The organism is Pseudomonas putida (assembly GCF_028682635.1).
In the GTDB taxonomy this organism is placed as follows: domain Bacteria; phylum Pseudomonadota; class Gammaproteobacteria; order Pseudomonadales; family Pseudomonadaceae; genus Aquipseudomonas; species Aquipseudomonas putida_AE.
Window position 1 is genome coordinate 1 of record NZ_JANHLK010000055.1, and the last position, 11,172, is coordinate 11,172.

Annotated in this window: 9 protein-coding genes; 2 read left to right on the top strand and 7 right to left on the bottom strand. The window is 60.1% G+C overall.

All coding sequences use genetic code 11. From position 1 onward, the window contains the following. Positions 1 to 35: 35 nt before the first annotated feature. The 7 genes from gcvH to arcD (NPS56_RS30635) all read right to left on the bottom strand — a co-directional run bounded on the left by gcvH (position 36) and on the right by arcD (NPS56_RS30635) (position 7,881). Entirely contained in the window at positions 36 to 419 is a 384-nt protein-coding gene (gene gcvH / locus NPS56_RS30605; RefSeq protein ID WP_180204325.1) for a glycine cleavage system protein GcvH, read from the bottom strand. Positions 420 to 877: 458 nt separating this feature from the next. Next, a complete protein-coding gene (locus NPS56_RS30610) occupies positions 878 to 2,386 on the bottom strand; it encodes a sigma-54-dependent transcriptional regulator (protein WP_274078114.1) in 1,509 nt (502 codons plus the stop codon). Positions 2,387 to 2,588: 202 nt separating this feature from the next. Beyond that, the gene (locus NPS56_RS30615) at positions 2,589 to 2,951 is read right to left on the bottom strand and encodes a DUF5064 family protein (protein WP_274078115.1); all 363 of its coding nucleotides are present in this window, start codon (positions 2,949 to 2,951) and stop codon (positions 2,589 to 2,591) included. 12 nt (positions 2,952 to 2,963) lie between these two features. Next, on the bottom strand, positions 2,964 to 3,893 hold the full coding sequence (arcC, locus tag NPS56_RS30620; protein ID WP_274078116.1) for a carbamate kinase: 930 nt from the start codon (positions 3,891 to 3,893) through the stop codon (positions 2,964 to 2,966). Positions 3,894 to 4,083: 190 nt separating this feature from the next. Further along, the gene (locus NPS56_RS30625) at positions 4,084 to 5,094 is read right to left on the bottom strand and encodes an ornithine carbamoyltransferase (RefSeq protein WP_274078117.1); all 1,011 of its coding nucleotides are present in this window, start codon (positions 5,092 to 5,094) and stop codon (positions 4,084 to 4,086) included. A 69-nt stretch (positions 5,095 to 5,163) separates the two neighbouring features. Continuing rightward, positions 5,164 to 6,420 carry an arginine deiminase gene (arcA, locus tag NPS56_RS30630; RefSeq protein ID WP_274078118.1) on the bottom strand — a complete coding sequence of 419 codons (1,257 nt, stop codon included), beginning with the start codon at positions 6,418 to 6,420 and terminating at the stop codon, positions 5,164 to 5,166. Positions 6,421 to 6,453: 33 nt separating this feature from the next. Further along, positions 6,454 to 7,881, bottom strand: a complete 1,428-nt coding sequence (gene arcD, locus NPS56_RS30635) for an arginine-ornithine antiporter (protein ID WP_274078119.1) — start codon at positions 7,879 to 7,881, stop codon at positions 6,454 to 6,456. Positions 7,882 to 8,324: 443 nt separating this feature from the next. On the opposite strand from arcD (NPS56_RS30635), the gene arcD (NPS56_RS30640) reads away from it, so the two are divergent. Together arcD (NPS56_RS30640) and NPS56_RS30645 are read left to right on the top strand one after the other, a co-directional pair. Continuing rightward, positions 8,325 to 9,752 (top strand): arginine-ornithine antiporter, encoded by a 1,428-nt coding sequence (gene arcD, locus NPS56_RS30640; RefSeq protein WP_274078120.1) that lies wholly within the window; start codon positions 8,325 to 8,327, stop codon positions 9,750 to 9,752. Beyond that, the gene (locus NPS56_RS30645; protein ID WP_274078121.1) at positions 9,749 to 10,612 is read left to right on the top strand and encodes a DNA-3-methyladenine glycosylase family protein; all 864 of its coding nucleotides are present in this window, start codon (positions 9,749 to 9,751) and stop codon (positions 10,610 to 10,612) included. Before arcD (NPS56_RS30640) ends, NPS56_RS30645 begins: the two co-directional genes overlap by 4 nt. Positions 10,613 to 11,172: the final 560 nt, after the last annotated feature.

The window sequence follows — 11,172 nt, forward strand, 5'->3', positions numbered from 1 at the left end:
TGGCGGTGCTGAGATTAATAGTCATGGCGGGTCCCTCAGGCTTCGGCTTGGGCTTTGATCAGACGGTCGTAGGCGTCCTGATCCAGCAGTTGGCCGACAGCCGCAGCGTCAGCAGGCTGGAAGCGGAAGAACCAGCCTTCGCCCAGCGGGTCTTCGTTGACCAGCTCAGGGCTGGCGTCCAGCGCCGGGTTTACTTCCAGCACTTCTCCGTCCAGTGGCATGTACACGCCGCTGGCGGCTTTTACCGATTCCACGGTGGCCGCTTCTGCGCCTTTGTCGTAGGACTGCAGCTCCGGCAGTTGTACGAAAACCACGTCGCCCAGAGCGTTCTGCGCGAAAGCGGTGATGCCGACTGTGACGCTGCCGTCAGCTTCGGTGCGCAGCCATTCGTGATCTTCAGTAAAACGCAACTCGCTCATGGAAACTCCTAAAGGGGGCCAGACTCGTCTGGTGGACGCGATTGAAGGCTGGGGCAATGCCCTGATTTATGGAGGGTTACTAAGCAAGAACGCGGCCAATCTTGTTTTATTGTTATAAATCAACAGGTTAGATTATTTTCTGGTGCAGCCAAATGCGTGGGGTGTAGCGAAATCGCTACAGCTGCGGCAGAAGAAAAAAGCTGAAGGGGATCAAAGCCTTGCGCAGGGCTGGTCGCAGAGGAGTGTAGCGATATCGTTCCGCTGTAGCGCTTTCAGTACAGGTGGAGGTCGCTTTTAGAGAGAAGATTCCATGCCGGACTCAAAACCTGTGGGAGCCAGCCTGCTGGCGATATGGCCCTCACATTCAACATCACCGTTGTCTGTAAGACCGCTATCGCCAGCAGGCTGGCTCCCACATAGGTTTGTATTGGCAGGGAGAGCTATTTCAGGTCCGAGGATTACGGCTTATTGGGAATGCCGTACTTGCGCAGTCGATGGGCGATGGCGGTGTGCGATGTCTGCAGCCGATTGGCCAGTTGCCGCGTCGAGGGATAGCTGACGTAAAGCTTTTCCAGCAGGGTCTTCTCGAACTCATCCATGGCCTGTTCCAGGCTGTCGACTTCGTGGTCGCTCTGGCGCGCCACCGAGGTGCCGGCGATATCGAGGTCGCCAATGTCCACCAGGCTGCTTTCGCAAATGGCCGCGGCACGGAAGATCACGTTTTGCAGTTGCCGCACGTTGCCCGGCCAGCGGTTGCCGAGCAACGCCGGGTAAGTGCCCGGCGCCAGGCGGCAGACCGGGCGCTGGATCTGTGCACAGGCCTGCTGCATGAAATAGCGGGCCAACAGCAGGATGTCCTGTCCGCGTTCGCGCAGGGGCGGGACTTCGACATTGAGCACGTTGAGGCGGTAAAACAGGTCTTCGCGGAACAAACCTTCGCTGACCATTTTTTCCAGGTCGCGGTGCGTCGCGCTGAGGATCCGCACATTGACCTTGACCTCCCGATCGCCGCCGACCCGACGGAAGCTGCCATCGTTGAGGAAACGCAGCAACTTGGCCTGCAAGTACGGCGACATCTCGCCGATCTCATCGAGAAACACCGTGCCCTGGTTGGCCAGTTCCATCAGCCCCGGCTTGCCGCCCCGTTGCGCGCCGGTGAAGGCGCCGGGGGCGTAGCCGAACAGTTCGCTTTCGGCGAGGTTCTCCGGCAATGCCGCGCAATTCAATGCCAGGAACGGTGAACTGTGCCGTGCACTGATAGCGTGGCAAGCCCGGGCCACCAGCTCCTTGCCGGTGCCGGTTTCGCCCTGGATCAACAGGGGCGCATCGAGGGCCGCCACCCGTTGCGCGCGCACCTTGAGCGTGCGAATCACCGGCGACTCGCCCAGCAGCGCATCGAAACCTTCGGCGTGATCGTGGTGCAATGCCGAGAGGCGTTCGCCGATGCGGTTCGGTTGATACAGGGTCAACAGGGCGCCAGCGTCAGTGATGGGCGTGGCGTCCAGCAACAGCGTCTGGCCGTTGAGGGTGATTTCCCGCAACGGCAGGCGAAACCCGTGCTCAAGCAAGGCATCGAGCAGCGCCGGGTCGGCAAACAGCTCGGCGACACTTTCACCGGCCGGCTCGCGGCCGTACAGGGCAATCAACGCCGGGTTGGCCAGCAACACCTTGCCGGCACTGTCCAGCGCCAGCACCGGGTCGGTCATCGCCGCAAGCAGTGCATCGAGCTGCAAGTGCCGACGCTGTCCGGGAAGAATGTCGACCACGGTCATCGCCTGCACGCCACGCACGCTCAGCAGCGCATCGCGCAGTTCCTCGAGCACTTGCGGGCTCAGGGTCGGGGCGTCGATGTAGACGTTGGGCGGGACCATTTCCACCGCATCCAGATTGAGATTGCGTCCACCGAGCAGGGCCAGGACTTCCTGGGTGATGCCGACTCGATCGATGAAGCTGACGTGGATACGCATGGGGCGGTTTTGGGTTCTGGCGTGCGGAGGGTGGCAAGTATGCCTTGGAGCAGGGGGTAAGGTGAAATCCGGCGCAGGACTTCAGGTCAGCGATGATCCCTGTGGGAGCGGGCTCGCTCGCGAAAGCGGTCTGACATTCGACATTGATTGTGACTGACACACCGCCTTCGCGAGCAAGCCCGCTCCCACAAGGGTACGTGGGTTATTCGAAGTGCTCGGGGTTCACCGGGTCGCCGGATTTCATATTCAACTGCTCACGGATGTCTTCAAACATCAGATCGTAATGCTTGTGCACCGAGCCGATCTGGCTGTGTGATTTCGGAATTCCGTACTTCTCGGCAATTCTCGTCACATCCCGGGCGAAGTTGTAGGCCTCCTCCTTGGGCAGGAAAAAGGTCTCTGTCATGTCCTTGCCCTGAAGGCTGCCATGCATGGTGAACTGGATGCCTTTTTCACCTTTGTCATTCTTGCTGACTTCATAGTCGAGGTGCACGTTGTAGCTGACATCGTCCGGTGTCAGCGCATGACGCTCAATGTGCAAGTGACCTGGCTCAAACTGTGCCATGGGCGTCTCTCCTTACGAGTAGGTAATACCAGGTGTTGCCGTGCTGATGCGCGTGCCGGCGGTGCCCTGGACGATCGCTTCGATATCCGCGAGTGAGCCGATCACCGCGACCTTTCCAGTATGGCGCGCGAATTCGCAGGCTGCCTGCACTTTCGGTCCCATGGAGCCGGCCGCGAAGCCGAGTTTTTCCATTTCGTCCGGGTGCGCCTGGGTGATGCTTTTCTGGGTCGGTTTGCCGAAGTCGACAAACGCGGCGTTTACGTCCGTGGCGATCACCAGCAGATCGGCCTCAAGCTGTTCGGCCAGCAGCGCCGAGCACAGGTCTTTGTCGATCACCGCTTCGACGCCTTCCAGTTTGCCGGGTGCGGTGTACATGGTGGGGATGCCGCCACCGCCGGCGCAGATCACGATGCTGTTTTTTTCCAGCAGCCACTTGATCGGGCGGATTTCGAAGATGCGCTTGGGTTTGGGGCTGGCAACCACGCGGCGGTATTTGTCGCCATCGGGGGCAATCGCCCAGCCTTTTTCAGCGGCGAGTTTTTCTGCCTCGGCCTTGGAGTACACCGGGCCGATGGGTTTGGTCGGGTTCTGGAAGGCCGGGTCGTTGGCATCGACTTCGACCTGTGTCAGCAGGGTGGCGAAGGGCACTTCGAAGTCCAGCAGGTTGCCCAGTTCCTGTTCAATGATGTAGCCGATCATGCCTTCGGTTTCGGCGCCGAGCACGTCCAGCGGGTAAGGCGACACCGAGGTGTAGGCCGCCGCCTGCAGCGACAGCAGGCCGACTTGCGGGCCATTGCCGTGGGCGATGACCAGTTGGTTGCCGGCATGGATCTTGGCGATCTGCTCGGTGGCGATCCGGATATTGGCGCGCTGGTTGTCCGCGGTCATGGGTTCACCCCGGCGGAGCAGGGCGTTACCGCCCAGAGCAACGACGATACGCATGGTGCATGTCCTTCTAAACAAAGAGTTTGCAAGCAACGCGGTCTCCCGGTTGGAGTCGGGCCAGTGTGGGAGCGGGCTTGCTCGCGAATGCGGTGTATCAGAAAACAATGATGTCGACTGACACACCGCTTTCGCGAGCAAGCCCGCTCCCACATTGACCCTGTTCCTTCAGTGGGAGCCGGGTCGGCCGTTAAAGGTCAGCCAGGGTCGACACCAGAATCGCCTTGATCGTATGCATGCGATTCTCCGCTTGCTCGAAGGCGATGCAGGCCGGCGACTCGAACACGTCATCGGTCACTTCGATGCCGTTCTTCAGGTTCGGGTACTGCTCGGCTATCTGCTTGCCGACCTTGGTGTCGCTGTTGTGGAACGCCGGCAGGCAGTGCATGAACTTGGTGCGCGGGTTGCCGGTGGCTTTCATCAGTTCGGCATTCACCTGATACGGCAGCAGTTGCTGGATGCGCTCGGCCCAGGCTTCGACCGGCTCGCCCATGGACACCCAGACGTCGGTGTGGATGAAATCCACGCCCTTGACCGCCGCTTTCGGGTCTTCGGTCAGAGTGATGCGCGCACCGCTTTCTTCGCCGTACTTCTTGCAGCGGGCCACCAGGTCGTCCAGAGGCCACAGGGCTTTCGGCGCGCAGATGCGCACGTCCATGCCCAGCTTGGCGCCGATCAGCAGCAGCGAGTTGCCCATGTTGTTACGCGCATCGCCAAGGTACGCGTAGCTGATCTCGTGGATCGGCTTGTCGGCGTGTTCACGCATGGTCAGCACGTCGGCGATCATTTGCGTCGGGTGATATTCGTCGGTCAGGCCGTTGAACACCGGGACGCCGGCAAACTTGGCCAGCTCCTCGACGATTTCCTGCTTGAAGCCACGGTACTCGATGGCGTCGTACATGCGCCCGAGCACGCGGGCGGTGTCCTTCATGCTTTCCTTGTGGCCGATCTGCGAGGAGTTCGGGTCGATGTAGGTAACGTTGGCACCCTGGTCATAGGCCGCGACTTCGAACGCACAGCGGGTGCGGGTCGAGGTTTTTTCGAAGATCAGCGCGATGTTGTTGCCCTTGAGGTGTTGCTGTTCGGTGCCGGTGTACTTGGCGCGCTTGAGATCGCGGGACAGGTCGAGCAGGTAGCGCAATTCGCGAGGGGTGTGGTGTTCCAGGCTCAGCAGATTGCGGTTATGGATATTGAACGCCATTTTGGATCTCCTAAGGTGTCGGGTATCCCGTTGGCCCGCACTGGGTCAGTGCGGGCCAAGGCTGATGGGTTAGTAGTCGATCGGATCGCGGATGATCGGGCAGGTCATGCAGTGACCGCCGCCGCGACCGCGACCGAGTTCGCCGGCGCTGATGGTGATGACCTCCACCCCGGCCTTGCGCAGCAGGGTGTTGGTGTAGGTGTTGCGGTCGTAGCCGATGACCACGCCGGGTTCCACGGCCACCACGTTGTTGCCGTCGTCCCATTGCTCGCGTTCGGCGGCGAAACTGTTGCCGCCGGTTTCGACGACGCGCAGGGCCTTGAGGTTGAGGGCCTGGGCCACGGTGTCGAGGAAGTTGGTTTCTTCGCGGCGGATGTCGATGCCGCCGGGTTTGCTTTCATCGGGGCGCAGGGTGAAGGCGACGATCTGGTTCACCACTTCCGGGAAGATGGTCACCACATCGCGGTCGCAGAAACTGAACACGGTGTCCAGGTGCATCGCCGCGCGGGATTTCGGCAGGCCGGCGACGATGACTTTCTCCACGGCTTTGTTCTTGAACAGATTGACCGCCAGTTGGCCGATGGCCTGACGCGATGAGCGTTCGCCCATGCCGATCAACACCACGCCGTTGCCGATCGGCATCACGTCGCCGCCTTCCAGGGTGGAGCTGCCGTGGTCCTTGTCCGGGTCGCCGTACCAGATTTCGAATTCGGCGTTGGTGAACTGCGGATGGAATTTATAGATGGCGGTGGTCAGCAGGGTTTCCTGGCGACGCGCCGGCCAGTACATCGGGTTGAGCGTGACGCCACCGTAGATCCAGCAGGTGGTGTCGCGGGTGAATTGAGTGTTGGGCAGTGGCGGCAGGATGAAGCTGGAGTGGCCGAGGAATTCACGGAACATCTGGATGGTCTTGCCGCCGAAACTGTCCGGCAGATCATCGGCAGAGACACCGCCAATCAGGAACTCGGCGATATGTCGCGGCTCCAGGCTGCGCAGCCACGAACTCGTTTCATTGATCAGGCCCAGGCCCACCGAGTCGGCGGTGATCTTGCGCTCAAGAATCCAGTCCAGGGCTTCGGGGATGGCGACGATGTCGGTCAGCAGATTGTGCATTTCCAGCACATCGACACCGCGTTCGCGCATCTTGGTGACGAAATCGAAATGGTCGCGCTTGGCCTGGGCCACCCACAGCACGTCATCGAACAGCAGTTCGTCGCAGTTGTTCGGGGTCAGCCGCTGATGGGCCAGGCCGGGTGAGCAAACCATGACTTTGCGCAGTTTGCCGGCTTCGGAATGGACGCCGTACTTAACTTTTTCCGTGGTCATTTCAGTGAACCTCCAGATGGCAAGACAGTCGTGTTACAGGGTCAGGAAGCCGTCGTAGAGACCGTAGGCCGCCACCAGGGCGCCGACGACCACCAGGGCGAAAATCAGCTTCTCGACGTTGGTGAAAACCGGTTTCTTCAGTTCCAGCTTGGCCTTGGCGAACAGGATCACGCCGGGGGCATAGAGCAGGGCGGAGAGCAGCAGGTATTTGACGCCGCCGGCGTACAGCAGCCAGACCGCGTAGATCAGTGCCACGGCGCCAATGATCAGGTCCTTCTGGCGCTCACCCGCCGCGCCTTCGTAGGTTTCGCCGCGCACGGCTAACAACAGCGCGTACGCCGCCGACCACAGGTACGGCACCAGGATCATCGAGGTGGCGAGGTAGATCAGCGACAGGTAGGTACTGGCGGAAAACAGCGTGATGACCAGGAAGATCTGCACCATGGCGTTGGTCAGCCACAGGGCGTTGACCGGTACCTGGTTGGCGTTTTCCTTGCGCAGGAACGCCGGCATGGTGTGGTCCTTGGCGGCGGCGAACATGATCTCCGCGCACAGCAGCACCCAGGACAACAATGCACCGAGCAACGAGATGATCAGGCCGACGCTGATCAGCACCGCCCCCCACTGGCCCACCACGTGTTCCAGCACGGCGGCCATCGACGGGTTCTGCAGCTTGGCCAGTTCCGGCTGGGTCAGGATGCCCAGCGACAGCACGTTCACCAGCACCAGGATCAGCAGCACGGTGATAAAGCCGATCACCGTGGCTTTACCCACATCGCTGCGTTTTTCCGCGCGCGCCGAGAAAATGCTCGCGCCTTCAATGCCGATGAACACCCACACGGTGACCAGCATCATGTTGCGCACCTGGTTCATCACGCTGCCCAGGTCCGGATTCTTCATGCCCCAGATGTCGGCGGTGAAAATGTCCAGCTTGAAGGCGAAAATCGCGATCAGCACAAAGAGGATCAGCGGTACGATCTTGGCGACCGTGGTCACCAGGTTGATGAACGCCGCTTCCTTGATCCCCCGCAATACAAGCAAATGCACGGCCCACAGCAACACGGATGCGCCGATCACGGCGGCGACGGTATTGCCCTCGCCAAACACCGGGAAGAAGTAGCCGAGGGTGCTGAACAGCAGCACGAAGTAACCGACGTTGCCCAGCCAGGCACTGATCCAGTAACCCCAGGCCGAAGAGAAACCCATGTAGTCGCCGAACCCGGCCTTGGCGTAGGCGTAGACCCCGCCGTCCAGGTCGGGTTTGCGGTTGGCCAGGGTCTGGAACACAAAGGCGAGGGTGAGCATGCCGACAGCGGTGATCGCCCAGCCAATCAGAATGGCGCCGACATCGGCACTGGCCGCCATGTTCTGCGGCAGGGAAAAGATCCCGCCACCAATCATCGAACCGACGACCAATGCAACCAGCGCGCCGAGTTTGAGTTTTCCGGGAGCTTCAGACATTCCGTGACTCCATTGCAGGAGAAGTGAGACAGCAGACTAAGTCCCCCAGCCGAACGGTGGGCTGACTTAGATCAGTACAGGTCTACATTCCATTGTTAATAACTGAATGATTAGCTCGCACAAGGCCACAGCCTGTAATGCTTGTTCCAGAGGCCTCGTTGATTTTTTGTTGAAACTTTTTCGCATTCCCTGCGACTTATGAAGCTAGTTCGTTTTTTGCAATCCGCAAATTTTCGTCATGGGTTGTTAGAACTGAATTTCCTTACTAAAAAGTATTTATAAAGCGAAAAATTATATGGGACCCTTTTCGGTCATATTCCGCAGTTGAAGGGATGTTCGTTGGCGTTATCCAATAAACGTCATTACGCTTCATCCATTCAGTAAACGCAGGATATGTGACGATTTCGCGGCGACTGCCGCCCCTGGGAAACGGAGACACAGGCATGTCGCAATCGACGCAAAAGCTACGCCTTAGCGCACTGATCGCGCTGGTGGTGGGGTCGATGATTGGCGGCGGGATCTTTTCCCTGCCGCAGAACATGGCGGCCAAGGCCGACGCCGGTGCGATATTGATCGGCTGGGGAATTACTGCTGTCGGCATGCTCACCTTGGCCTTCGTGTTCCAGACCCTGGCCAATCGCAAACCGGAACTGGATTCGGGGGTGTACGCCTACGCCAAGGCCGGTTTCGGCGACTACATGGGCTTTTCTTCGGCCTGGGGCTACTGGATCAGCGCCTGGCTGGGTAACGTCGGTTACTTCGTTTTGCTGTTCAGCACCCTGGGTTTTTTCTTCCCGGTGTTCGGCGAAGGCAACACCCCGGTCGCCATCGCCTGTGCCTCGGTGCTGCTGTGGACGGTGCACTTCGTGGTGATGCGCGGGATCAAGGAAGCAGCCTTCATTAACCTGCTGACGACCGTGGCGAAGATCGTGCCGCTGATCATGTTCATCGTGATCGCCGCCGTAGCTTTTCAAGCGGACGTCTTTACCCGCGACATCTGGGGACGCAGCAACCCGAGTTTCGGCGGCGTGATGGACCAGGTACGCAACATGATGCTGGTCACAGTGTTCGTGTTCATCGGCATCGAGGGCGCCAGCGTCTACTCGGCGCGCGCCGAGAAACGTGCGGACGTGGGTCGGGCCACGGTCATCGGGTTTCTCGGGGTGCTGGCGCTGCTGGTGCTGGTCAACGTGCTGTCGCTGGGCATCCTGAGCCAGCCGGAACTGGCCACCTTGCAGAACCCGTCGCTGGCCGCGGTGCTGGAGCATATCGTCGGCCCCTGGGGCGCGTTACTGATCAGCATCGGCCTGGGGATTTCACTGCTGGGCGCCTTGCTGTCCTGGGCGCTGCTGTGCGCCGAAATCCTCTTCGCCACGGCCAAGGACAAGACCATGCCGGCGTTCCTGACCAAGGAAAACGCCAATCACGTGCCGGTCAATGCGCTGTGGATGACCAACGTGATGATCCAGCTGTTCTTGCTGATCACCCTGTTCTCCGCCGGCACCTACACCAGCCTGATCTACCTCGCGTCATCGATGATCCTGGTGCCCTACCTGTGGTCAGCGGCTTACGCGGTGCTGTTGAGCGGGCGCGGCGAAACCTACGAACACACCTCCGCCGAACGAACCAAAGACCTGCTGATCGGCGGCGTCGCCCTGAGCTACGCGGTGTGGCTGCTGTATGCCGGCGGCTTGAAGTACCTGCTGCTCTCGGCGTTGCTCTACGCGCCGGGTGTGATCCTGTTCGCCAAGGCCAGGCATGAACAGGGCAAGCCTTTGTTCACCACCATCGAGAAAGGCATCTTTACCTGCGTCGTCTGCGGTGCCGGGTTGGCGGCATATGGGCTGTACAGCGGGGTGCTGCGGCTGTGAAGTTGCTGCTGGCGTTCGAGCCGCCCTATGACTGGCCGGCCATGCTGGGGTTTCTGTCGGCGCGGGCGATTGCCGGAATGGAACAGGTGGTCGACGGCACTTACTCGCGCAGCATCGGCTTGAACGGGGTTCACGGCACACTCTCGATCAAGCCTGCGACCGCAGACTCACTGGAACTGACCCTCGACTTTCCCGATGCGAGTGCCATACCCGAGATCGTCGCCCGGCTGCGGCGGATGTTTGATCTGGATGCTGACCTCATCACCATGCAACGGCACCTGGCGCTCGATCCACTGCTGGCAGGCCTGATTGCACAGCATCCGGGGCTGCGCGTGCCGGGGACGTGGGATGGCCTGGAACTGGCGATTCGTGCGGTGTTGGGGCAACAGATTACTGTGGGTGCGGCCATCAAGCTGGCTGGGAAACTAGTGGCGCAGTACGGCGCGCCACTGACCTCGGCGCATGGCAGCTTGACCCATGTGTTTCCCGAGGCGGCGGTGTTGGCGGCGGCGGACCTTGCGACGTTGGGAATGCCGAAAAGCCGAGGCCGGACGCTGTCGGGCGTGGCTCAGGCGTTGCTTGATGATCCTTTATTGTTTGAGCCTGGTCGGCAGGGTGGTGTGAAGCGGTTGCTGGGGTTGTATGGCATTGGGGACTGGACGGCGCAGTACATCGCTCTGCGGCAATTGCGGGAGATGGATGGTTTGCCGAATGGGGATGTGGGGTTGATCAATGCGCTGGCGGCATTGGAGGGTGGGGCGGTGACGGCTCGGGATTTGCTGTTGCGGGCTGAGGGGTGGCGGCCGTATCGGGGGTATGCGGCGCAGTTGCTTTGGACTTCGCTGAGTCGGGCGGATTGAGCGAGCTGTCCATTTTTTTCGTTGTAAACCGAAGGCATTCCCAGGTCCAAATACTAAAAAGCCCCGAAAAACTCGAGGCCAGTCCCAAATCCCGGCCACCACACAAAACCCCTGTGGGAGCCAGCCTGCTGGCGATAGCGCCAGCCCGACCACCGCAAATGCTGAAGCTGCCCCCAAACCCACCCACCCCTTCAAGTCTAAACATACAAGCGAGCCTGCTCGCGAAAACGCCAGCCCAGCCAACATCAATGCTGAATCAGCTACCACCCTCGCAAGCCACCCACACCCCACAGGCCTCAAACACTAAGCCTCAGCCCTCGCTCCCCGCCCGCTCGGACACCGGCGAACAAGCCCGATCCCGAGTAAGCCCCCTTACCGTATCCAATTATCTGACTTCGATGAGTAATGCGTTGGTGGCGAGAAGATGATGGAAGGGCGATAAGTTACTAATGTCTATTTTATTGATTTTTTTTACGAACCAAGCACGAATTGGTGTTTGTCCTTTCTCCATTTTCGTCGGCTTTTTCTGCACGGCTTGTGGGATCTTTCCTGATTTTCTC